The sequence below is a fragment of the Curtobacterium sp. VKM Ac-2865 genome (assembly GCF_015350905.1).
GTDB lineage: Bacteria > Actinomycetota > Actinomycetes > Actinomycetales > Microbacteriaceae > Curtobacterium.
Genome location: NZ_JADKRZ010000001.1, coordinates 636,341 through 657,995, shown reverse-complemented (window position 1 = coordinate 657,995; position 21,655 = coordinate 636,341). Strand labels below are relative to the sequence as shown.

23 protein-coding genes are annotated in these 21,655 nt (G+C 71.3%); 10 read left to right on the top strand and 13 right to left on the bottom strand.

The features are described from left to right. Nucleotides 1–49: 49 nt before the first annotated feature. Nucleotides 50–1,522: a DHA2 family efflux MFS transporter permease subunit gene (locus ITJ54_RS03120; protein WP_194625826.1), complete on the bottom strand. Its 1,473-nt coding sequence runs from the start codon at nt 1,520–1,522 to the stop codon at nt 50–52. A gap of 54 nt (nt 1,523–1,576) precedes the next feature. After that, nucleotides 1,577–1,966 (bottom strand): MerR family transcriptional regulator, encoded by a 390-nt coding sequence (locus ITJ54_RS03115; RefSeq protein ID WP_194625825.1) that lies wholly within the window; start codon nt 1,964–1,966, stop codon nt 1,577–1,579. Nucleotides 1,967–2,022: 56 nt separating this feature from the next. Between ITJ54_RS03115 and ITJ54_RS03110 the strand changes: the two genes are divergently transcribed. Beyond that, nucleotides 2,023–2,790 carry an NADPH-dependent F420 reductase gene (locus ITJ54_RS03110; protein WP_194625824.1) on the top strand — a complete coding sequence of 256 codons (768 nt, stop codon included), beginning with the start codon at nt 2,023–2,025 and terminating at the stop codon, nt 2,788–2,790. Nucleotides 2,791–2,805: 15 nt separating this feature from the next. Here ITJ54_RS03110 and ITJ54_RS03105 read toward each other — a convergent pair whose 3' ends face one another. Then, complete coding sequence (locus tag ITJ54_RS03105) at nt 2,806–3,453, bottom strand: TetR/AcrR family transcriptional regulator (RefSeq protein ID WP_194625823.1); 648 nt, start codon at nt 3,451–3,453, stop codon at nt 2,806–2,808. 106 nt (nt 3,454–3,559) lie between these two features. On the opposite strand from ITJ54_RS03105, the gene ITJ54_RS03100 reads away from it, so the two are divergent. Continuing rightward, complete coding sequence (locus ITJ54_RS03100) at nt 3,560–4,726, top strand: FAD-dependent monooxygenase (protein WP_194625822.1); 1,167 nt, start codon at nt 3,560–3,562, stop codon at nt 4,724–4,726. A 50-nt stretch (nt 4,727–4,776) separates the two neighbouring features. Here the strand turns inward: ITJ54_RS03100 and ITJ54_RS03095 are convergent, their stop codons facing one another. Beyond that, on the bottom strand, nt 4,777–5,697 hold the full coding sequence (locus ITJ54_RS03095; RefSeq protein ID WP_194625821.1) for an alpha/beta hydrolase: 921 nt from the start codon (nt 5,695–5,697) through the stop codon (nt 4,777–4,779). Between the two features lie 27 nt (nt 5,698–5,724). After that, a complete protein-coding gene (locus tag ITJ54_RS03090; protein WP_323741576.1) occupies nt 5,725–6,510 on the bottom strand; it encodes a helix-turn-helix transcriptional regulator in 786 nt (261 codons plus the stop codon). Nucleotides 6,511–6,589: 79 nt separating this feature from the next. Between ITJ54_RS03090 and ITJ54_RS03085 the strand changes: the two genes are divergently transcribed. Continuing rightward, nucleotides 6,590–7,666 carry a zinc-binding dehydrogenase gene (locus ITJ54_RS03085; RefSeq protein WP_194625819.1) on the top strand — a complete coding sequence of 359 codons (1,077 nt, stop codon included), beginning with the start codon at nt 6,590–6,592 and terminating at the stop codon, nt 7,664–7,666. Nucleotides 7,667–7,690: 24 nt separating this feature from the next. Here the strand turns inward: ITJ54_RS03085 and ITJ54_RS03080 are convergent, their stop codons facing one another. After that, nucleotides 7,691–8,305 carry a TetR/AcrR family transcriptional regulator gene (locus ITJ54_RS03080; RefSeq protein ID WP_194625818.1) on the bottom strand — a complete coding sequence of 205 codons (615 nt, stop codon included), beginning with the start codon at nt 8,303–8,305 and terminating at the stop codon, nt 7,691–7,693. An 82-nt stretch (nt 8,306–8,387) separates the two neighbouring features. Here ITJ54_RS03080 and ITJ54_RS03075 point away from each other — a divergent pair, with 82 nt between their 5' ends. Next, entirely contained in the window at nt 8,388–9,596 is a 1,209-nt protein-coding gene (locus ITJ54_RS03075; protein ID WP_194625817.1) for an FAD-dependent monooxygenase, read from the top strand. Between the two features lie 191 nt (nt 9,597–9,787). Here ITJ54_RS03075 and ITJ54_RS03070 read toward each other — a convergent pair whose 3' ends face one another. Beyond that, nucleotides 9,788–10,585 carry a CPBP family intramembrane glutamic endopeptidase gene (locus ITJ54_RS03070; RefSeq protein WP_194625816.1) on the bottom strand — a complete coding sequence of 266 codons (798 nt, stop codon included), beginning with the start codon at nt 10,583–10,585 and terminating at the stop codon, nt 9,788–9,790. Nucleotides 10,586–10,740: 155 nt separating this feature from the next. Further along, the gene (locus ITJ54_RS03065; RefSeq protein ID WP_194625815.1) at nt 10,741–11,700 is read right to left on the bottom strand and encodes a zinc-binding dehydrogenase; all 960 of its coding nucleotides are present in this window, start codon (nt 11,698–11,700) and stop codon (nt 10,741–10,743) included. An 87-nt stretch (nt 11,701–11,787) separates the two neighbouring features. On the opposite strand from ITJ54_RS03065, the gene ITJ54_RS03060 reads away from it, so the two are divergent. Beyond that, entirely contained in the window at nt 11,788–12,375 is a 588-nt protein-coding gene (locus ITJ54_RS03060; protein WP_228508168.1) for a TetR/AcrR family transcriptional regulator, read from the top strand. A gap of 112 nt (nt 12,376–12,487) precedes the next feature. On the opposite strand, the gene ITJ54_RS03055 is transcribed toward ITJ54_RS03060, so the two are convergent. Beyond that, a complete protein-coding gene (locus tag ITJ54_RS03055; protein WP_194625814.1) occupies nt 12,488–13,006 on the bottom strand; it encodes a hypothetical protein in 519 nt (172 codons plus the stop codon). Between the two features lie 55 nt (nt 13,007–13,061). Between ITJ54_RS03055 and ITJ54_RS03050 the strand changes: the two genes are divergently transcribed. Then, nucleotides 13,062–13,397: an ASCH domain-containing protein gene (locus tag ITJ54_RS03050; protein ID WP_194625813.1), complete on the top strand. Its 336-nt coding sequence runs from the start codon at nt 13,062–13,064 to the stop codon at nt 13,395–13,397. Here ITJ54_RS03050 and ITJ54_RS03045 read toward each other — a convergent pair whose 3' ends face one another. Genes ITJ54_RS03045 through ITJ54_RS03035 form a run of 3 tightly spaced genes read right to left on the bottom strand, consistent with a single transcriptional unit; the run spans nt 13,398 to nt 15,320 of the window. Further along, nucleotides 13,398–14,237 (bottom strand): hypothetical protein, encoded by an 840-nt coding sequence (locus ITJ54_RS03045; RefSeq protein ID WP_194625812.1) that lies wholly within the window; start codon nt 14,235–14,237, stop codon nt 13,398–13,400. Beyond that, nucleotides 14,234–14,572: a PadR family transcriptional regulator gene (locus tag ITJ54_RS03040; RefSeq protein ID WP_194625811.1), complete on the bottom strand. Its 339-nt coding sequence runs from the start codon at nt 14,570–14,572 to the stop codon at nt 14,234–14,236. The genes ITJ54_RS03045 and ITJ54_RS03040 overlap by 4 nt, the downstream gene beginning before the upstream one ends. Before the next feature lie 13 nt (nt 14,573–14,585). Beyond that, on the bottom strand, nt 14,586–15,320 hold the full coding sequence (locus tag ITJ54_RS03035) for a GntR family transcriptional regulator (RefSeq protein WP_194625810.1): 735 nt from the start codon (nt 15,318–15,320) through the stop codon (nt 14,586–14,588). Nucleotides 15,321–15,501: 181 nt separating this feature from the next. Here ITJ54_RS03035 and ITJ54_RS03030 point away from each other — a divergent pair, with 181 nt between their 5' ends. The 4 genes from ITJ54_RS03030 to ITJ54_RS03015 all read left to right on the top strand — a co-directional run bounded on the left by ITJ54_RS03030 (nt 15,502) and on the right by ITJ54_RS03015 (nt 21,241). Then, complete coding sequence (locus tag ITJ54_RS03030) at nt 15,502–17,445, top strand: hypothetical protein (RefSeq protein ID WP_194625809.1); 1,944 nt, start codon at nt 15,502–15,504, stop codon at nt 17,443–17,445. After that, nucleotides 17,442–19,604, top strand: a complete 2,163-nt coding sequence (locus ITJ54_RS03025) for a phosphocholine-specific phospholipase C (protein WP_194625808.1) — start codon at nt 17,442–17,444, stop codon at nt 19,602–19,604. Before ITJ54_RS03030 ends, ITJ54_RS03025 begins: the two co-directional genes overlap by 4 nt. A 133-nt stretch (nt 19,605–19,737) precedes the next feature. Further along, nucleotides 19,738–20,463, top strand: coding sequence for a hypothetical protein (locus ITJ54_RS03020; RefSeq protein WP_194625807.1), 726 nt, complete (start codon nt 19,738–19,740; stop codon nt 20,461–20,463). A gap of 28 nt (nt 20,464–20,491) precedes the next feature. After that, complete coding sequence (locus tag ITJ54_RS03015; protein ID WP_194625806.1) at nt 20,492–21,241, top strand: NUDIX domain-containing protein; 750 nt, start codon at nt 20,492–20,494, stop codon at nt 21,239–21,241. On the opposite strand, the gene ITJ54_RS03010 is transcribed toward ITJ54_RS03015, so the two are convergent. Continuing rightward, a complete protein-coding gene (locus ITJ54_RS03010; protein ID WP_228508165.1) occupies nt 21,169–21,525 on the bottom strand; it encodes a putative quinol monooxygenase in 357 nt (118 codons plus the stop codon). The genes ITJ54_RS03015 and ITJ54_RS03010 overlap by 73 nt on opposite strands. Nucleotides 21,526–21,655 lie beyond the last annotated feature (130 nt).

Here is a 21,655-nt window from a genome sequence, read left to right as displayed (position 1 = left end):
GGCGGGGAACCCCTGGCGAGGGGCCTGCCCTGTCAGCCGGTCAGGCCCGTCAGGCCTGGTCGGTGGTGCGCGAGTGCCGGGGGAGGAACAGGGCGAGCACCAGTGCGACGAGGGCCAGGACGGCGCCGACCGTGAAGGCGGCGCGGGCACCGGCCGCGATCGCTGCCGCATCGGTGACGCCGGCGGTCGCGCTGAGGACGCCGATGAGCACGGCCAGGCCGGCGGCGCCGCCGAGCTGCTGGATGCTGTTGAGCGCAGCGCTGCCGTGGCCGGTGAGTGTGCCGGGGAGGGAACCGAGGGACATGGTGAAGATGGCGACCCAGGCGAACGCCTGTCCGGCGCAGATGACCACGTAGGTGGCGAGGACCACCCCCACCGAGGTGTCCTCGGTGAACGTGGTCATGAACCACCACCCGGCAGCGACCACGATCGTCCCGGGGATCGCGAGCCCGCGAGCTCCGAGTCGGTCGTAGTACCGACCGACCAGGACCGACACGATCCCGATCGTCGCGCCGCCCGGCACCATGAGCAGCCCCGTCTCCAGCGACCCGAGGCCGAGGGACTCCTGCAGGACGAGGGGCAGGACGGTGGCCAGGCTGAAGGCGCCCATCACGAGGAAGACGAAGACGATGACGGGGCGTGCGAACGAGGCGTGGGTGAAGATCCGCATGTCGAGGACTGCGGCGCCACGGTGCTGCAGCCGGAGCTGACGCCACACGAAGGCCGCGATCCCGGCGACGCCCAGCGGGAGGGCGACCCACGTCGACATCGAGAAGCTGCCACCGGCAGACTCGCCCGCGGTCGCCAGTCCGTAGACCAGGGCGCCGAACCCGATCGCGGAGAGCATGAGCGACAGGAGGTCGAAGCGGATCCGCTTCGGGGTGGTCAGGTTCGGCATCTTGACCGCGCCGATCACGAGGCCGATGACCGCCAGCGGCAGGATGATGATGAACAGCCACCGCCAGGTCAACTGCGACATCACGAGGCCCGAGAACGCCGGCCCGACCGCTGGCGCCACGGCCGTCACCGCGGTCACGAGCGCCATCATCTGACCACGACGAGACGGCGCGACGAGTCCGATCGAGGTCGTCATCAGCAGCGGCACCAGGACGGCCGTCCCCAGCGCCTGCACGATCCGTCCGGTGAGCAGCAGTTCGTACCCCGGGGCGACGGCGGCGATCGCCGTGCCGAGGGTGAACATCCCGACGCTCGCGATGAAGATCGTGCGGAGCTGGAACCGCTGCATGACGTAGCCGGTGGTCGGGATGACGACCGCGAGGGTGAGTGCGTACCCGGTGGTCAGCCACTGCCCGGTCGTCGCCGTGATGTCGAGGTCGACCATGATCTGCGGCAGTGCGACCCCGACCACCATCTCGGACAGGAACGCCACGAACGCGGAGAAGACCAGGACGGAGATCGTGAGGACCTCGCCGGGTGACAACCGCTTGGTGGAGGACGCGTCGCCATCGGCAACGATGGCGACCGAGTCGGTGGCGGGGGTGAAGTGGACGTCAGTGCTCATCTGAGCAGTCTCGACCTTCACATTGGTGTGAAGGTCAAGTCTTGGACCAGCGGGTCAGCTCGCCTTGCTCTCCGGCGACTCGACGCCCGCGAGCTCGAGGGCTCGGAGGTAGCTGGTGATGGCGTCCCGGTTGTGGGTGAGGAAGTCGATCTTCTCGCTCATCCGGTCACGTTCGGTCTCGAGCAGCTCGAACAGGCCAGGCTCGGCGTTCTCGACGACGATGGTCTGCGGTTGCCCGAGACACGGCAGGATGCTCGTCACGATGCGCGTGGGGATGCCCGCGTCGACCAGCCCCTTGATCTTGCCCACCCGGTCGACCAGGTACTCGTCGTACTCGCGGTACCCGTTGTGGAGGCGTCGCGGCGTGATGAGGCACTGCTCCTCGTAGTACCGGAGCATGCGGGACGCCACCCCGGTCCGCTTCGAGAGCTCTCCGATGCGCATGCGTCCTCCTCGGGCGACTTGACCTTCACACTAGTGAGAACGTTGACCCTAGTCGCATGTCTGTTGCACACGAAGACCAGCTCAAGATCGGGATCATCGGCGCCGGGTCCATCGGCTCCACCATCGGCCGCCGTCTCGCCCGGCACGGGCACGACGTCGTCATCGCGAACTCGCGCGGCCCCGAGACCATCGACGACGCGGCACTCCGCACCGGCGCCCGGGCCGTCGCCGCTGCAGACGTGACCCAGGACGTCGACGTGCTGATCGTGTCGGTGCCCATGAACCGGAACGCCGACATCGCCGACCACGTCCGGTCAGCGCCGGAGGGAGCGGTGGTCATCGACACCTCCAACTACTACCCGGCGCGCGACGGTTCCGTGCGGGAGTTCGAGGAGGGAACCCCCGAGAGCGTGTGGGTGTCCCGGCTGTTCGGGCGTCCCGTCGTCAAGGCGTGGAACGCCATCACGTCGCAGTCCCTCGACGCGACGGCCACCGAACCCGGCGACCCCGACCGCGTCGCGATCCCCGTGGCGGCCGACCGCGACGCCGATCGCGTCCTCGCCATGCGGCTCGTGGAGCAGACCGGGTTCGACGCCGTCGACGCGGGCGTCCTCGCCGAGTCGTGGCGCCAGCAGCCCGGCTCGCCCGTCTACTGCACCGACCGGACGCGCGACGAGATGCCGGGCTGGCTCGCGGCTGCCCGGCAGGAGCGCGTGCCGGAGCGCCGCGACCTGGCGATGGAGGTCATCGGCGACTACGTCCGAGCCGGCGGCAGCGTCACCGGGCCCTTCCTCGTCGCTGTGAACCGCGCCTCCTACAGCTGAGCCCTCGCGCCGGCGTCAGGACGGCCCTGCGAACCGCGCCGTGGTGGACCGGAACGCCCCCGAGGCGTCCATGAGCGCCACGTCGACGTCGACGTGGAGCTCACGGGCGGTGGCTCCGAGATCTGCGCCAGCCAGGATCGCCGCCCCGATGCGGTCGGTGACCGCTTGCATCACGGTCGTGAGCGCGCTGGCGTGGACACGGGCGATGAGGGCGGGCACGTCCGGATCCGTCTGCCCGATGGCCGCGGCGATCGCCTCGGCTTGGTCGTGGCGGAACTCCAGCGCATAGCGGCGGAGCGAGTCGCTGATCACTGACTGCGCGGGGAACTCGCCGCGTGCGAAGACAGCGTCGCGGGCAGCGAAGTGGTCGATGTCGCCGTGCACCTGCGCGCTCAGGGCCTCAGCCGGGGTCGTGTCCGAAGCGCGCTCGAGGACGGCGTGACGGGCGCGTTCGAGCATGTCGTCGGCCCGGTCGAGGACGAGGCTCGGCTTCGTCGGGAAGTAGTTGTAGACGGTCTGGTCTGCCACCCCGGCGGCCCGCGCGACGTCCGACATGGCCACGGCGTCGTACCCGCGATCCATGAAGAGCTGCGCGGCGACGTCGGCCAGCCGCTGCCGCATCTCGAGCTTCTTGCGCTCCCGGAGACCCATCTGATCCTGCACGACGACATCCTCCCACAAACGTGGAGTCACTCCAAGAACGGTGCTACGCTGCGAAAAGTAGAGTCACTCCACGATTGATCGTGGCAGTCCGCCAGGGAGGAACACCATGAGCACGGAAACCATGCAGCAGCCCGACCGGGTCCTCATCTCGGGGGCGAGCTTCGCGGGGATGACGACAGCGATCTGGATGCGACGCCTCGGGTACGAGGTCACCATCGTGGAGCAGGCGCCGGGGCTCCGCAGGGGCGGGACGCCGGTCGACCTCCGGCGCGACGCGATGGAGATCTTCGAGCGGATGGGCGTCCTCCCGGCGGTCCGCGCGAAGGCACTGCCGCCGCGGACCACCGTGATCGCTGACCTCGACGGCACCCCCGTCGTGACCGCTGACCCGGACGCCTCGGGCGGCTCGGACGCGAGCATCGTCATCGACGACTACGAGATCCACCGCTTCGACGACGTCGAGGTCCACCGCGACGACCTCCTCGACATCCTCTTCGCCGAGATCGAGGACACCGTCGAGGTGACGTTCAGCGACTCGATCACCGCACTCACCGAGACGCCCGGCGGTGTCCGTGCCTCGTTCCGCCACGGGCCGGAGCGGGAGTTCGCGATGGTGCTCGGCTGCGACGGCAACCACTCCACCGTGCGGCGGCTCTCGTTCGGTCCGGAAGCGGACCACAGCCACTTCCTGCACCACTACACGTCCGTCACGGTCGTCCAGGACATGTTCATCCAGCCGTGGACGTCGCGCATCCAGAACGCACCCGGCCGCACGCTGCTGCTGAACTCGTACGAGCACAGCACCGACGTGGTGTTCATGTTCCAGTCCGACGAGGAGATCGCCTACGACCACCACGACGTCGAGGCGCAGAAGCAGATCATCCGCGAGGTGTTCGCCGACGCCGGACAGCCGTTCTCGGACGTCTTCGACCAGGCCCTGAACGCCGACAACTTCTACTTCGACAAGCTCAGCCAGAACCGGCTGCCCGCGTGGTCGGCGGGCCGGATCGGGCTCGTCGGCGATGCCGCCTACTGCCCCTCACCCGCTGCCGGCATGGGCGGGTCCGTCGCGATCCTCGGTGCGACCGCCCTGTACGACGCCTTCGTCACGACCGACGGTGACGTCCTCGCCGCCTTCGCCGAGTACGAGCGCAGCTTCCGCCCCACCGCGGAGAAGATCCAGTCGGAGACCGAGGAGTTCGGCTTGCCGATGATCTCTCCGGACACCGACGAGGAGATCGCAGCCCGGAACGCCCAGCTCCTCGCGATGTGATCAGCACGCCGCACGGCGCTGTGACCAGGCTCCGCCCCGTGGTCGGTCGACTACCGGGCGCTCCGCGGGTTGGGGCCCGGGTGCGCGAGCTGTGCGGCGAAGAAGTCGGTGAGCCGGTCGAGTGTCTCCACGATGACCGCACGGTCGCGGCCCGCGACGAAGTCGTGGTCTGACCCGACGAAGACGTGGTGCTCCGTGTGGACGCCCCCGTTCCGGAGCTGCGCGACGAGCTCGGCCCCCTCGGGCGCGAGCGTGTCGTCGCCCCCGGTCAGCACGAGTGTCGGCGGCATCGCCTCGGGCAGCGCGCTGTCGCGGGACGGCGACGCGAGCGGCTCCTGCTGACGGACGGTGTCCGGGAAGTACGCCCACCCGGAGAAGCGCTGCACGAACGGACTGATCGCGGGGCGACGGATGTCCGACGTCCGGTCCGTGCGCGTGACGTCGGTCACCGGGACGACGAGTGCGACGGCCACGGGAGCCGGTGACGACCCGGCGTGCAGCTGTTGGCAGACGTTGATCGCGAGCTTCGCGCCGGCGCTGACGCCGCTGAGCAGGAGCCGGTCACCGGACCACCCGGCACCTTCCGCGTCACGGAGCCACCGGGCGACGTCATGGGCCTCTTCCTCGGCGACCGGGTACTGCACACGCGGTCCGGTGTCGTAGTCGGGCAGCACCACGACGGCACCGAGCCGGTCGGCCATCGCTCGGGCGATGTGGAGGTCCTGTTCGGGGTACCGGTTGACGAACCCGCCGCCGTGCAGCTGGAGCACGACCGGAGCGTCAGCCGTGTCGACGGCGGGACGTTGCACCACCGCACGGACGGAGCCGTACCGCGTCGGGATCTGCAGGTCCGTCGGGGCGGGCAGCGGTGTACTCGGTTCCGGGAGGCCGCGCGGAGACCCGGCGCGGACACGCGACCCGACCTGTGCGAGGGCCCAGAACAGCGGGCTGAGAGGACGACGGGCGGTCACGCCTCCACCGTACCGAGCCGGCGGGTGTCAGAGCCGTCGGTACACGGTCATGGTCTGCCCTGGGTGCTCTGCGACGTCGAACGACGTGAACGCCAGACGCTGTTCCTCCCCGTCGACGAGACGCACGCGCTTGATGCCGGCCCCCTCGGTCCCGATGTCGTACCGCGGCCACCACTGGTCGGCCTCCGGGCTGGCGCTCCGCAGTTCGGCCTCGAGCTCCGCGAACGACGCGCGAGCCAGCTGTCGTCCGGCGCGCGTGCGCACCCGAGCGAGCAGGCTCTGTGCCACGTCGGTCCAGTCGGGCAGCACGTCGCGGGCGTCAGGGGAGAGGAACACCCACCGGACCAGGTTCGGGTGTTCGTGGTCGGTCAGGGCGCCGCGGAACAGCTCGGCCGCCGCGCTGTTCCACGCGAGCAGGTCGAAGGTCTCCCCGGTCACGTACGCCGGGTCAGGGTCGAGGTGGTCGACGATCCGCGCGACCTCCGGGTCCAGTGGTCGATCCGCGCGCGTGTCGTCGACGGGCGCGTGCCCGGCGATCGCGAACAGGTGGGCCTGCTCGGCGTCGCGGAGTCCGAGGGCCCGGGCGATCGCGTCGAGCACCTGGTGTGACGGGCGGACGTCGCGGCCCTGTTCCAGGAACGTGTACCAGGTGGGGCTGATCCCGGCGCGCATCGCCAGTTCCTCGCGACGGAGGCCCGGTGTGCGTCGCCGGGGCGAGCCCGACATCCCCACGTCCTCCGGGGGTGTGCGTTCGCGTCGCGCCCGCAGGAACGCGCCGAGTTCCCGGCGCTGCTGCTCGCTGACGTCGCTCACGCCGGTTCCTCCCTGGTGGTCTGGGTACCAGTATGCGGCGGCTCTGGATGCTGCCCCGGCCGCGCCGGAGACTGTCGACATGCAGGCATGGACACTCGACGACCTCGGCTCGGCACTCACGCTCGAGGAGGTGCCCGACCCCCTGGTCCGGAGCGGCGGCGTGGTGCTGCGGATGCTCGCGGTGCAGGTACCGGCCTACACGCGCGTGCTCGTCGAGGGCGGGCGCGGTGGGATCGCGACACCGACGGTGCTCGGCATCGGCGGCATCGGGATCGTGGAGGAGGTCGCGGACGACGTCACGACGGTCCGCGTCGGTGAGACGGCGCTGTGCACCGGCTTCCTGCGGAGCGGCCGGGTCGCCGAACCCGAGGAGGTGCTGCTCGGCTGGACCGGGATCGGCGGTCGTGGGGTCACGACGGCGACCACGGACCGGATGCGGCGGGTGTGGCGGACGGGCACCTTCGCCGAGCGCACCTTGATGCCCGGGTCGGCGGTCCTGGCACTGCCCGGTGCCGACGCCTACGCGGACCCCACGAAGCTCGCGTTCCTGCCGTGGCTGAGCGTCGCGGCCGGCGCGGTGGAACGCAGCGGGATGGCCGCGGGGGACCGGGTCATCGTGCTCGGCGCGAGCGGGCAGATGGGCGGCGCGGCGGTCCTCCTGGCACTCGCGCGCGGCGCGGCACGAGTGGTCGCGGTCGGGCGTGACGCCGCCAGCCTCGACCGCCTGGAGGCCCTGGACCGTCGGGTGCGCGCCGTCCGGTCCGTGGGTGGTCGCGCTGGTGACGCGGCGGCGATCAGCACGGCGCTCGACGGGGAGGCGGACGTCGTGATCGACGCACTCGGTCCGACGCCGACCTCCGACCTCACGATGGCGGGGTTCGACACGGTCCGTACCGACGGCACGATGGTCCTGCTCGGGGGAGTCCGCCAGTCCCTCCCCGTCCCGTACGACCAGCTGATGCGCCGCCGGATCACCCTCCGCGGGTCGTGGATGTGCTCGGAGGAGACAGCGTTCCGGGTCTGGCGTCAGGTCCAGGCGGGCGTCATCGACCTCAGTGCGCTGGAGGTCGCCACCGTCGGCATCGACGACCCCAGTGCAGCGCTGACGCGGGCGGAGCAGCTGCGTGGCCTGTCGATCGCGGTGCTCACCCCCTGACGTCCCGCCGCCGTCCGGCGAGGATCACGAACGCTGTTCCTGGTCGCCGATCGCACGAGCGGCCTGCAGCAGGTTGCCGTGGAACCCCTCCGGCTCGCCGGTTGACTGCAGCGCGAGCACGGTGGCGAAGCCGAACGTGACCGCGATCAGCCAGTCCGCGGTCCGAGCCGTGAGCGCCTCGACCTGGTCAGCGTCGGCGTGCTGCGTCGCCCACGGCGTCAGCGTCCGGACGAGCAGCACGCGGAGGTGGGCGACGTTGTCCTCGGCGACGAGCACGAGGTCCGCGTCCCTGGACATCTCGCCCCACACCTGCACCAGGACGCTCGTCTGCGCCGGGTTCGCCGAAGGGCCGGCGAGCAGGCGGGCCAGGAGCGCCTCCGGGGTGACGGTCGTCGCCGACCCGTCCGGTTCCGCCGCCACCGCCGTGAAGCGGTCCTCGAGCATCGTCGCCATCACGTGGCGGAGCAGCTCCGCCTTGCTGTCGAAGTGCGAGTAGATGGCACCGGACGACAGCCCGGAGGCTCGGATGATGTCCGCCATGGACGTCCCGCTGATGCCGTTGGCCGCGAAGCACTGCATCGCGGCCGCCGCGATCCGCCGGCGTCGCTCCAGTCGCGTGGATTCCTTGAGACGAGGCACACAAACAGCCTAGCTGATCTGCTAACGTCGCAAAAAGCATGACCATTCGGTTTGCTGAGTGACGCATCAGAGGAGCAGGACCATGGCACGACCAGGAGAACAGCGTCGCGCGATCGTGTCGGGGGCGAGCATCGCCGGCTTGTCGACCGCGTTCTGGCTGCACCGCGCTGGATGGCACGTGACCGTCCTCGAGCGTGCCCCGCAGTTCCGGGACGGTGGACAGAACGTCGACGTCCGCGGGCTCGCACGGGAGGTCCTGCAGCGGATGGGACTCCTGGACGCAGTGCGGGCGGCCAACACCACCGAGACCGGGACGGTCGTCGTGAACACCGACGGCACGGTGCGCGCGACGCTCCCGTCGGACGGACCAGAGGGAGCCACCGCTGAGCTGGAGGTGCTCCGCGGCGACCTCGCGAAGATCATCCTCGACGCCGTCCCCGACGTCGAGCTCGTGTACGGGGACACCGTCGCCGAAGTTCGACACCACGATGACCGGGTGGAGGTCGTCACCACCACGGGACGACACCTCGACGCGGAGTTCCTCGTCGTCGCCGAGGGCGCCCGGTCGAGGACGCGCGACCGGCTCTTCCCCGCGGAGACCATCCACCGCCGGGACCTCGACATCACGATGGCGGTCGGGACGATCCCGCGCACCGACACGGACGACCAGACCTGGCGCTGGTACAACGCCGTCGGCGGGCGCTCGGTCCACCTGCGCCCCGACAACCACGGCACCACCCGCGCGATCCTCGCCTACGCCCCCGGCGAGGACCTCCTCGGAGTCGACCGTCAAGAGGCGCTGGCACGCGTCCGGAGTCGGTACGCCGACGTCGGCTGGCAGGCGCAGCGTGTCCTCGACGCCTTCGAGCACGCGGACGACCTCTACTTCGACCAGCTCACGCAGATCCGGGTGGACCAGTGGCACCGCGGCCGGGTGGTCCTCGTCGGCGACGCCGCCTGGTGCGTGACCCTGATGGGCGGCGGCGGAGCCTCCCTCGCGCTCATCGGCGGCTACACACTCGCGGCCGCGCTGACGGACGACGCGAACGACGACCCGACGAGCGCCCTCGTCGCCTACGAACGCCGGATGCGACCCCTGGCCGACCGGGTCGGGCGCACTCCGAAGGCGCTCGTCCGGTTCGCCTACCCGCGGACCCGGGCCGGTCTCGTCGCTCGCGGCATCGCCGACCGGCTCGTGACGGCGACGATCCTCCGCACCCTCGTCCAGCGACTGCATGCCGGCAAGGAGGACGACGATGCGGCGATCCTCCCCACCATGGCCACGAACTGACCAGTGCCACCGGTCGCGACAGACCCGCCGTTGGTAGGTCGGTCCCGACCAGGGCAGCGTGAGGCTCGGGACCAACTGACACCGAGCCTCCAGTCCGCCTCGTCGACACCGGTCGGGACCGGCGGCCGCTACGAGCGGTCTGGGTACGAGCAGATCCCTCGCTCCGGGCAGTACGCCGACGACCCGACGAGCTACTGCACGCGTCGTTCCGAGACGAGGAAGACGACGAGGAGAACGACCCCGACCAGGACCACGGCGACGTTGCCGAGCTGGGCGAGGGAGGCGAGGCCGCCGGTCACCGGATGGGTGCCCTGCATGAAGATGCTCGGGTCGGTGCTGGCGTGCAGCAGGATCGGCGCGATGATCGTGCGCGTCACCCGCAACGCGAGGTACATGCAGAAGCCGAAGAAGAACGTGTAGACCATCTGGAGCAGCGTGGGTCCCAGCGCCTGACCCGTGAAGAGGTTGCTCCCGTGCAGGAGGGCGAACAGTGCCGCCGAGACCAGGCCGACGGCGACCTCGGAGTGCCCCGAGGACCGCATGATGCGGACGACGTAGCCGCGGGTGAGGAGTTCCTCCGAGAAGCCGATGACGAGTCCGGCGAGCAGCCACGCGGCGACCCAGTCGAGTCCTGCAGCGGAGTAGTCGATGCTCGCGAACCGCAGCACGTTGAACAGCAGCACGACCACGATCGCGATCCACATCCACCCTCGGCCACGGATCGGCTGTCGCTCGAAGGTGCTCCGCAGCCATCCGACGGTTGCCCCGAACCCGATCAGGACGATGCCGCCGATGAGGACCGGGACGGCGATGAGCACGAGCACGTAGCTGGTCGAGTCTGCGTCGCCGATGTAGGGCACGAACGGTGCCATGAGCAGGGAAGCCGGCTCGTAGATCGCGAGGTAGCCGACGGCGAGGACGAGTGCCTTCCACCACCGCCCGTGGTCCCAGAAGCGTGCCCATCCTGATCGTTCAGCACTGGTGTTCATTGCCGTGTCCCCTGGTTCCCACGGCAGACGTGGCCGTGACGAGATCGAAGGCACCGGCCGGTCGTTCCGGCGCCTGCGAGCGCACGATGTGCGTCACCTCGAACGTAGTGGATCCGGCGGATGGCAGCGTGAGCCGCGCGACGTTGCGGCTCGGGTCAGGGAACCAGGACGATGCGTCCGAAGACCTCACCAGCGTCCATGCGTCGATGCGCCTCCGCTGCCTGGTCGAGCGGCATGACGTCGTGGACGACCGCGTGCAGGTCGCCCCCGGCTGCCGCGTCGAACTGTCCGGCGCGGACCCGGTCCCGTTCGACCGGTGGGATCGAGTCGAGGCTGAACGTCCCGATCGAGCGTGACTGCTGGAACGACCGCATCAGGCGCATCCCGAAGTCACTCGGCGGGAAGCCACCGACCGCGCCGACGAGGACCATCCGGCCGTTCGGTGCGAGGCGGTCGATGAAGTCCGGGACCGCTGCTCCGCCCACGATGTCGATGACCACGTCGAAGGACGCTGGCGCAGCGTCCGACCCCCTGCCGGCACGGTCGAGGACGACCGTGGCTCCGAGGGCTCGGAGTCGTCGGCCGCGATCCTCGGACGACGTCGTGACGGCGATCGACCCTGCGCCGAGCCGATGTGCGAGCTCGACGGCCGCGATCCCGATGCTGCCTGCCGCACCGCGGATCAACACGGAGTCGCCTTGCGCAGTGTGGGCCTGTGCGAGGGCGAAGTGCGCGACCGGAGCCGCGCTCCCGAGCGTGACGGCGTCGATCGAGGAGAGCCCGTCCGGGAGCGCCACGACGTCGCCGACCCGGGCCACGGCCTGCTCGGCGTACGCGCCGTCGGTGCCGGTGAACGCCCAGACCCGACGGCCGACGAGCCCGCTGTCGCTCCCCGGACCGACGCCGACGACGGTCCCGGCGACCTCGCTGCCCGGGATCATCCCCACCGGCCAGCCGGAGCCGAGCGTGCCGCGGCGGATGACGGCGTCGACCCCGCCCACGCCGACGGCCTCCGTCTGGATGAGGACCTGACCGGCGGCCGGAACGGGCTCCGGTAGGTCGGTCATGACCATCCCGTCCGGGTCACCGAACTGCTGGATCGTGGTCGCACGCATGGCATCTCCTGCTCGTCATCTGGTCGGGGTACGCTCGGGACGGTAGCGGACGGGGGCGTCCGCTTTCGCGAAGTGAGGACCACGACCATGGATCTGCCTCAGAACCTCCGTTCCGACGCGCGGGAGAACCGCGACCGCGTGCTCGCTGCGGCGCGGGAGCTGTTCGCCGAGCATGGCCTCGACGTGGGGATGCGTGAAGTGGCCCGCCGAGCAGGGGTCGGACCAGCCACCCTCTACCGCCGGTTCCCGACCCGCCAGGCGCTCGTGGACGAGGCCTTCGCCGTCGAACTCGGGGTCTGCCGAGCGATCGTCCTCGACGGCGTCGCCGATCCGGACCCGTGGAGCGGGTTCGTCTCGGTCGTGGAACGGCTGACCGTCATGAACGCAGCGAACCGCGGGTTCGTCGACGCGTTCATGGCCACGGACCGGCCGGGGACCGCGATCGCGGAGCACCGCCGCAGTCTCCTGGCGCACCTCGCGCACCTCGCGCAGCGCGCGAGGGCCCAGGGCCGGTTGCGGCAGGACTTCGTCATCCAGGACCTGGTGCTCGTCCTGCTCGCGGGACGAGCTCTGGCCACCATCGACGCCGCCGATCGTGACGCAGCGGCACGGCGCTTTGCCGTGCTGGCCGTCGACGCGTTCCGCCGAGGTCCGGTACCGCACGGCGCGCGGTGACCACCTGGCGGACTGGAGGCTCGGGGCCAGCTGGTGACGAGCCTCCAGTCCGCCTCTGGTCGGCCCGTCGACCGCAGTCAGCAGCGGGGCTGGGAGCCGAGGCGGACCGGCGTCAGTCCAGCGACCCAGTTCCTCGGGCGCTGCGGAGGAGGGCGAGGACGTCGCGAGCGACGTGTTCCGCGGTCTGCGTCGCATCGACGGTCTGCGCTCCGTGGTCGAGCATCTGCGCCTGCATCACCGGGAGGCCGACGGCGATCTGCTGCCGGAAGAGCGGATCGCGGGAAGCGACCCGATCACGTTGCGTCGGGGCGTCGAGTTCGAGCAGGACCAGGCGGTCGAACAGGTGGATGAAGTCCCACTGGTTGACGGCGATGCCGAGGAGCACCCCGTCGGCGCCCAGTTCGTCGATGACCTGCGCGACCCGTGGGCCGGACCACCCCCAGAAGCACGTCGCCAGCAGCTCGGGCGTGGGCTCGAGGGAACCGTCACCGACGACCTCGCCCGACGCGTCCATCCAGGCGGCCAGGCCGAGTACCTCGTCGGAATCGAGCGCGCGGATGCCCTGGTTCCGCAGGAGCGCGGTCAAGGTCGACTTCCCCGAACCGGGGTTCCCGCTGACGAGTGTGGCCACACGGTGATCGTTGCACGCGATCGTCAGCCGGACCGGCGTCCGGCACGATGGTCACATGGTCGACACTCCTCCGGACACCATCCACTTCCACCAGAAGCACCACGACGCGGTCCTCAGCGGCGAGAAGGTCACCACCGTGCGGTGGAACGAGTCCGTGACAATGGGCCCCGCGACGTTCGTCTTCGAGGGCCACCCGACGGCTGGACCGGTGGCCGGCACCGTCACGGCGGTCCACCAGTACCGGCTCGACACCCTCACCGCCGAACAGGCGCATCAGCCGCCGGGAACCGACATGGAGCTCTTCGCGCACCAGCTCCGGGAGAACTACTACCCCGACATGCCGCACGACGCTGTCGTCGAGGTGGCTGAACTCGCGATCGAGCCGTCCTGATCAGGCGCTGGTGGCCGCCAGCGCCTCCGGGTGCTGCGCGAAGCCGGTGGGCGTCCCCTTGGACAGCCGGCCGGCGATCGTCGCGGCCAGCAGCGCGGCGAGGAAGGGCACGAGCGCGGTCGCGGACGAGACCGCAGCCTTGAGTGAGTAGGCGAGCTGGGTCTCGTACACGCCGTTCGACAGCGGGAACACGAGGACCGAGGCCAGGACCGGCAGGAGCAGCAGTGACCAGGTCCAGCCCGGGCGACGGAGGACGACGAGCCAGACGGCGAGCCAGGCGCCCGTGATGATCCCCAGGGACAGTGCGGGATAGACCGGCGGGTTGAAGAACCCGGTCTGGACCGACCACCACAGGGCGGTCACGGCCAGGACGACCAGTGCACCCACCGCCCGGCGGCGGATCGGCGCCCCGGTGACGAGGAGGACACTCGCGGCCACGGCGAGCCCGGGCACCACGGTGAGGACGATCGAGATCAGCAGGAACACCGGGAGGCTGCCTGCGATCCCGTTGTAGCGCTGCACGAGCCCGAGTCCCACGCTGCCGGCAAGGAAGGACACGACGGCCAGGGTCAGGAGGACCGGGATCGTCGGGATCGTGTGCGGTGTGCTGCGGACGGTGCCGGGCATCGTGGTCATGGTGTTCCCCCAGGTGGATCGGTGGCCGGCGCGTCGGTGGAAGAGCGCCGTGGTGAGTGCGCCGAACGCGAGGGCGGTCGGCGAGAGGTCGAGTTCGTGGGCGTCGCGGACGTCGGCGAGCCACTGCTCGTGCCGGGCGGCGCGCTGTTCCAGCGGAGAGGCGGCGACGGCAGCGGAGACGAGCAGTCGGTCGAGCGCGCTCACTGGGCCACCGGCCGGTGGGTCGGGCGGGCGGTCCCGGCAGCGCGTGCCGCAGCACGGGCTGCATCGCCGCGGGCCTGCACCAGTTCGCGCGCAGCCACGGCACCCTCGGCCGTGAACTCGTGGAGCCGACGCCGCGGACCGGAGCGGTCGGTGTCGTCCTCCCACGTGGAACGCGTCCACCCCTGGCGCTCCAGGCGCTCGAGGATCGGGTACACGGTGCCGGCCGGTCGTCCGGTCGCCTTGATGACGAGCAGCCCCCAGGTCGGTCCGTCGCTCGCGAGCAGTGCATCGAGCACCTCGAGCGTGGGAGCGGTCACGCGTCTGATCGGGTCCATGCGTTGAACCTACCTATGTAGAACAAGCCGCGCAACCCTGGTCGTCGCCGGACCGGACGAGGAACGCGACGCTCCCACCGACGTAGCGGTCGTCCCCGAGCTCGACCGGGCGACCCTCGGCGTCCAGGCTCAGGCGCTGCACCCGCAGCACCGGCGAGCCCTCGGGCACCCCGAGGAGCGCCGCGTCCGGGGCCGACGCAGCGACCGCGTCGATCGTGCTCTCCGCGGTGGCGATGACCACGCCGAACCGGTCCTCCATCGCCGCGGCGACCGACGACTGCCAGTCGGGCATCGAGCGGATGACCGCTGCCATCCACGCGGGGTACGTGGTCCGTTCGACCATGACGTCCCGGCCGTCCAACGACCGGAGCCTGGTGACGTGCAGGACCTGTTCGCCCGGCTCCATCCGGAGTCGCCGGCGTTCGACCACGGTCGCGAGGAGCTCGTCCGTCGCCACCACCTGGCCGCCTGGCTCGAGTCCTCGTGCACGAGCCCACTGCGCGAACGAGTCGAGGCGGCCGGGGTCCTGGCTCTGCTCCGCCGAACGGACGCGCCACCGTGAGCCGGGGCGGGCGTCCACCACCCCCTGCTGGCGGAGCCGCGTGAGGGCGTGCCGGACGGTGCCGCGCGCGACGCCGTACTCCGCGGCGAGCACGTGTTCGGACGGCAGGGGAGCCTCCGGGTCGAACTCGGCCCGCAGGATCCGGTCGGCGACGTCGGCCGCGATGAGCTGGTAGTGAGCGCGCACCGAGCGATCGTCGGCTCCAGAGCTGTCCAGGTGGCGCCCGTGGAACGACCAGCAGGGGAAGCGATCACGACGAACCGGTGACAGCGGACCTGGACAGGTCCGGCGAAGTCGCTCGGCGTCGTTCACCGATCCGCAACGGATGGTCCAGTCCCGATTCAAGGGCCGCCGCTGTCATGCTCGGGTGCGCTTCTCACGTCGTCTCCTGGGCCTCGCCGCCCTGGCCGCTCTCGCCGGTGCCGTCCTCATGCCGGGAGGCGCGGCCACAGCAGCCGCGGCCGTCCCGACCGACGGTGGCTCGCTCCACCTCGACACCACCGGCGCGCACGTCGGTGACACGGTCCGGTTCACCTTCGCGACCGCCACACCGGACGCGACGAACTGGATCGGCGTCTACACCGACCCCGCGACGGTGCCCTCGGACGGCGTCTCGCACGGCGCGTCAACGGTCTGGACGTACGTCCCGGCCACGGCCTCCGGCACCGCGGACCTGGCGACGGCAGGGCTGCCCGCCGGCACGACGCTCACCGCGGTGCTGCTGTACCACGACGGGTACCAGCGACTCGCGCCGCCGGTCACCTTCGCGCTCGCACCGAAGCCGCCGACCGTCGGTTCCTCGGCCCCCACGACGCCCCACTTCGTCACGGACGACGTCGTCGAACCGGTGACCACGGCGGGTGCCGCCCTGCACCGGTCGGTCGCCGGGCTCTGGCGCGCCACCGACGGGGGAGCGCCGACGAGTGCGGTCCGGTTCGCCCTGACCGCCGGCCCCGCGTGGGCGCACGTGTCGCCCGACGGCCTGGTCACCGGGACGGCCCCGGGCGCGGTGCCGGCGCACCCGGCCCTGGTGACGGTGACCGCGACGGACGCCGACGGGGTGACGGGTGTGGTGGTCGTCGAGCTCCCGATCGCCCGACCGGGGACGGCGCCGACGCTCACGGCCGAGACGCTCGAGGCATGGGCCGGCGGCTCGCACGTCGACGACGCCGTCGAGAAACTCGCCCGGTCGGTGCTCCACGACCGCATCGACCTCCTCGCACTGCAGGACACCGGTGGCACGGAGGGCGCCGCCCTCGCTGCCGTGGTGGGCTGGCACGTGCAGGAGACCAGCGACGGCCTCGCCACGCTGAGCCCCTACGACGTCACCCCGAGGACCGGCGTGCCGGCCGGCGTCAGGGCGATCGCCTCGACCATCAGCGTGCGCGGGCGGTCGGTGTCCGTCTGGAACGCCGGGCTCGCCACGAACCCCGTCGATCCCGCCCAGGTGTGCACGGTCGGCGCGACGGCCACCGTCACGGCCGAGCGCGCCACCGAGACGTACCGGCAGGCGGCGGCCATCGCCGCAGCCGTCCGACGGCAGGTCGCTGCCGGTGAGCGCGTGCTCCTGCTCGGCGCCGTGCGGTCCCCGTCACACCTCGACTGGACCGCGTCGACCGACACCTGCGGAGCGGGTCCGGTCGCCTGGCCCGTGACGACGGTACTCGCTCGTGCCGGGTTGACCGACGCGTTCCGCACGGCGAACCCCTCGGTCGCACAGGACCCCGGCAGCACCACAGCGGTGTTCTCCGGACAGGCAGCCGGCGCGGAGCCCGCACGCGCTGCCGCCGCCCCGGCACCGGCCACGATCGGCCGGGTCGACGCGGTCGACGTCGGTGGGCCGGTGCGGGTCACCGAGGCGCACACCGCCGTCGACGGGTTCCCCGTGCAGGGCTCCCGCGCGAACGCGTGGACGTCTGACCACGCGGCGGTCGCGGCGACCCTCGTGCTCACGACGTCGGGGGCCGGTGCCGGAGGGCACGGTGCCGGGGGCGCCGGACACGCGGGCGGAGACGGCGGCACGACCGGCGGCGCAGCAGGCAGCGCGGCGGCCGCAGGGAACGGCGCTCCCGCTGGCACCGGCGTGCAGACGGACCCGACCGGCGCCCGGACGTCCGACCCCACCGGGCTGCTGGCGTTCACCGGCCCCGTCGCGGTCCTGACGGCGGCCGCGCTCGCCCTCTGCCTCCTCGCGCTCGGTGTGGCCCTGTTCGTCCTCCGCCGCCGTGCCGTCATGGGTGCACCCACCGCCGGCAGCACCGACCTCGTCCTCGATCCCACCCCCAGCACCCACCAGGAAGGCACCCGGTGAGCACCTCGAAGCCCGAGCACGGAGCACCCGACGTCCACCTGACCGCTGCGCCCCCGCTCACCCCGGACGCGACGTACCCGAGTCCGGTCCGACCAGGACTCAGCCGACGCGCACTGCTCCTCGGCGGAGCCGCGTCGATCATGGCCGGTGTCGCGGCCGGCTCGGCCTTCGGTCGCGGAGCGGACGCCGCCTCGGCAGCGACCGTCGCGGCTCGCCGGACCGGGTCGATCAAGGACGTCAAGCACGTCGTGGTCCTCATGCAGGAGAACCGGTCGTTCGACCACTACCACGGCACGATGCCCGGTGTCCGCGGGTTCTCCGACAAGCAGGCCCTCGAGCTGCCCGGCGGACAGAACGTCTTCCACCAGCCGGCCGCAGCCCGCACGGACGGCGGCGCGATGCTCCCGTTCCGCCTGGACACCACGAAGTACAACGCCCAGAACGCCGGTGGCCTCGACCACTCGTGGGGCGGCGGGCACACCGCGTGGAACGACGGCGCCTGGAACCAGTGGGTCGACGCGAAGAGCGCGCAGACCATGGGGTACTTCACCAAGGAGGACATCCCGTACCAGCGCGCCCTGGCCAGCGCCTTCACGATCCTCGACGACTACCACTGCTCCCTCAACGGCCCGACGACACCGAACCGGCTCTACCAGTGGACCGGCACGATCAACCCGCAGGGCGGCCTGGGCGGACCGGCGACCGACAACCCGGCCGACTACGAGCCCGTCTACCGCTGGAGCACCTACGGCGAACGACTGCAGGCAGCGGGCGTGACGTGGAAGACCTACGCCAACGACGAGGTCGGGGACAGCGGTGCCGACCCCTACGTCGGCGACTACGGCGACAACCCGCTCTGGCTGTTCCAGCAGTACCACGACGCCCTCGCCTCGACGGACCCGGTACGGAAGCAGCTGGCCGCCGACGCCGGCCTGCACGACGGGTGGAAGCCGAACTCCGGCAAGGGCCTCGACGTCTCCCACCTGCTCAGCCAGTTCGGTGAGGACTGCGCGACGAACTCCCTGCCGACGGTGTCCTACGTCATCGCGCCGTACGGCTGGTGCGAGCACCCCGCGGCGAGCCCCGACTACGGCGCGCACTACACGAACGCCGTCGTGCAGGCGCTGTTCAGCAACCCGGAGACCTGGGCCTCCACCGTGCTGCTGGTGAACTACGACGAGAACGACGGCTACTTCGACCACGTCGTGCCCCCGTTCCCCGAGGCCGGGACCCCGGACGAGTTCGTCGACGGACTCCCCATCGGCATGGGCGCCCGCGTGCCGATGACCGTCGTGTCGCCCTGGAGCCGTGGCGGCTGGATCAACTCGCAGGTCGCCGACCACACCTCGGTCATCCGGTTCCTCGAGCAGGTCACCGGCGTCACCGAACCGAACATCTCGGCCTGGCGCCGCACCGTGTCCGGCGACTTGACGAGCTGCTTCGACTTCGCCCACCCCGACACGAGCATCCCCGGGCCCGACGTGGTGCCCGGCCTCGTCCAGACGCAGGAGCTCGTCGCCGCCGCGGACGCCGACAACGCGAAGCCCCCCATCGCGCAGCCCGCGATCGGTGCGCAGCAGATGCCCGTCCAGGACGCCGGCGCCGTCAAGCGCCGTGCGCTGCCCTACCGGCAGCGCGCCGACGCTGTGGTCGACCGGCAGACCGGTGTGGTCACCCTGACACTCGGCAACGACGGCACCCAGGGCGTCAACCACCTGGTCTACCCCAACATCGCCCTGCCGTTCCGCGCCGATCCGCACACCATCGCCCCCGGAGCCACGGCGTCCTGGACGTGGGAGACCGCGCAGACCGACGGCCGGTACGACGTCAGCGTCTACGGACCGGACCGGTTCCTCCGGCGGTTCGCCGGGACGGTCGTGCCCGGCCACCGCAGGGACGTCGGACTCCCGCATGCGGCGGTCACCACGACCGGTGGGGCACACCGGAAGCTCCGCGTGGTGCTCGAGAACGCCGGCGGTGCCGAGGTGCGGTTCGACATCGTGGGGAACGACTTCGTCACCCACCGCTCGACGACGTACGTCGCCGGCCGGCGGCGCGAGATCGTGGAGTGGCCCGTGGACGAGTGGGGGTACTACGACGTCGTGGTCACGGCCAACACCGGTGACGGCTTCCGGTACCGGTTCGCCGGCCGGGTGTGACCGATACGCCACACTCGCTCGTGCGGCCGCATCCGCCGTTGCGAGGTGGCCGACGTCGATCGGCCGTCGGACCTCGGCCCGACCTGTCAGGATCAGCGCTGCGGCGACATTGCTGAGTGAAGGGGGCCATCACATGACCACACACCGTACCTCCGCCCTGACCATCGGGTTGGCCGCGCTGCTGCTCAGCATCACCGGTTGCGCCGCCGTGCCGGGCCAGGGAGCTCCGAGTGCCGCGCCGCCGGTCGCCAGCACAGCCCGAGCAACGCCGACACCGACGGCGACGGCGTCTCCGTCTCGGACAGCGACGAGCACACCGACCGCGGTGCCGACAGCGCCGGCGTCCGGCCCGTCGACCTGGCTCTTCGGCCCCTCGTCCTTCGGACCGGTCACCCTCGGCGCCGCCGACGCTGACACGCTCCTCCCGCCGGCTGGCTTCACACGGCAGGCCCCCTCCGGTTGTGCCACGCTCTGGGACTGGACCTCGACCGACCTGACGAACCCGGACAGCTCCGGGTACCGCGTCCAGATCGGAGAAGACGACTCCGGACCAGGCGTCCGGTACGTCCGAGTCGCCGGACAGGTTGCCCCTCCCGATGCGTTCTCGTCGCCGGTCCTGACGACGACCGGCATCGCGCTCGGCTCGACCGCCGACGCGGTGCGGTCGGCCTACCCCGACCTCGTCAAGACCGTCGACACGTGGGAGGCGCAGACCGGCGGTTACCGCGAGTACGTGACGCCCACCGCCGACGGACACTGGTTGCACTTCGACACGACGGGCGGCGATGCCGAGCACGACCTCGTCATGGCCGTCGTCGTCAACGACACCAAGGGTTCGACGCAGGCGGTCTGCCCCTGACCCGCGCGCGGCCCGCTAGCGTCGAGGGATGACGACCACACGAGGGACGACGCGACCGGACAGCAGGGGACGGACCGGTCTCGACCAGGTCGGCCGCGGCCTCGACCGCAACCCCGACGTGGTCGTCCGGGACGTCGAGGTCACCTCGGACGGCTGGCACGTGCTGCGCCGGACCACGTTCGACGTCCGGGGCCGAGACGGCTCGTGGACGACGCAGCAGCGCGAGACCTACGACCGGGGCAACGGCGCGGCGGTCCTGCCGTTCGACCCGGTGCGCGCCACGGTCCTGCTCACCCGGCAGTTCCGCTGGCCCGCGTACGTCAACGACCACCCGGACGGGATGCTCGTCGAGGTCGCGGCGGGGCTGCTCGACGCCGACGACCCGGAGACCGCGGTCCGGCGGGAGGCCCACGAGGAGCTCGGCGTCCGGCTCGGCCCGCTCACCCACGTGGTCGACGCGTACATGAGTCCCGGCTCCGTGACCGAGCGGGTGCACTGCTACGCCGCGCCCTACGGACCGGAGGACCTGGTCGACGCGGGCGGCGGCGTCGCCGAGGAGGGCGAGGAGATCGAGGTCCTCGAGATGCCCCTCGACCAGGCGCTGGCGATGCTCGACGACGGCCGGATCGTCGATGGCAAGACGATCCTGCTCCTGCAGTGGGCAGCCCTGCACGGCCTACCGGCTCGCAGCGCGCACCAGGAGGGTCAGTCGCTGAGCGGCCACAGCCACTCGGCCTCGAGGTCGCCCTCGACGAGGTCGGCCAGCTTCCCGAAGTAGTCCTGCATGTGCGGCTGCTGCACGTGGCGGGCGATGTCCGCGCCGGACGACCAGCGCTCGTAGAACGCGAACGCCCCGGGCTGCTCCTTCGTGGTGTGCACCCAGTACTGCTCGTGGCCCTGCTCGGCCCGCACCGCCGGGATGACCGCGCGGATCGCGTCCTCGAGCTCCTGCTCCTTGCCGGCCTTCGCGCGGGCGAAGCCGTAGACGGCCACCGGGGTGGTGGAGGCCAGGACATCGGCGGGCATCAGGCCGTCGGGGACGGTGTCGTCAGTCGTGCTCATGTGGCGTCTTCCTTCGTTCTGAACGGTCACGGGCGGGTGCCCGGACACCGTCAACGCTAGGAGCACGACGTGACACGATCAATGTGCGGAGACGCCATGATGTTGTCCGAACGACCCACCGGACGGGACC

What these genes read in the sequence shown, in the direction of transcription:
- ITJ54_RS03120 (WP_194625826.1), bottom strand. Translation starts at nt 1,522, where the DNA reads ATGAGCACTGACGTCCACTTCACCCCCGCCACCGACTCGGTCGCCATC.
- ITJ54_RS03115 (WP_194625825.1), bottom strand. Translation starts at nt 1,966, where the DNA reads ATGCGCATCGGAGAGCTCTCGAAGCGGACCGGGGTGGCGTCCCGCATG.
- ITJ54_RS03110 (WP_194625824.1), top strand. Translation starts at nt 2,023, where the DNA reads ATGTCTGTTGCACACGAAGACCAGCTCAAGATCGGGATCATCGGCGCC.
- ITJ54_RS03100 (WP_194625822.1), top strand. Translation starts at nt 3,560, where the DNA reads ATGAGCACGGAAACCATGCAGCAGCCCGACCGGGTCCTCATCTCGGGG.
- ITJ54_RS03085 (WP_194625819.1), top strand. Translation starts at nt 6,590, where the DNA reads ATGCAGGCATGGACACTCGACGACCTCGGCTCGGCACTCACGCTCGAG.
- ITJ54_RS03075 (WP_194625817.1), top strand. Translation starts at nt 8,388, where the DNA reads ATGGCACGACCAGGAGAACAGCGTCGCGCGATCGTGTCGGGGGCGAGC.
- ITJ54_RS03070 (WP_194625816.1), bottom strand. Translation starts at nt 10,585, where the DNA reads ATGAACACCAGTGCTGAACGATCAGGATGGGCACGCTTCTGGGACCAC.
- ITJ54_RS03065 (WP_194625815.1), bottom strand. Translation starts at nt 11,700, where the DNA reads ATGCGTGCGACCACGATCCAGCAGTTCGGTGACCCGGACGGGATGGTC.
- ITJ54_RS03060 (WP_228508168.1), top strand. Translation starts at nt 11,788, where the DNA reads ATGGATCTGCCTCAGAACCTCCGTTCCGACGCGCGGGAGAACCGCGAC.
- ITJ54_RS03050 (WP_194625813.1), top strand. Translation starts at nt 13,062, where the DNA reads ATGGTCGACACTCCTCCGGACACCATCCACTTCCACCAGAAGCACCAC.
- ITJ54_RS03040 (WP_194625811.1), bottom strand. Translation starts at nt 14,572, where the DNA reads ATGGACCCGATCAGACGCGTGACCGCTCCCACGCTCGAGGTGCTCGAT.
- ITJ54_RS03020 (WP_194625807.1), top strand. Translation starts at nt 19,738, where the DNA reads ATGACCACACACCGTACCTCCGCCCTGACCATCGGGTTGGCCGCGCTG.
- ITJ54_RS03015 (WP_194625806.1), top strand. Translation starts at nt 20,492, where the DNA reads ATGACGACCACACGAGGGACGACGCGACCGGACAGCAGGGGACGGACC.
- ITJ54_RS03010 (WP_228508165.1), bottom strand. Translation starts at nt 21,525, where the DNA reads ATGAGCACGACTGACGACACCGTCCCCGACGGCCTGATGCCCGCCGAT.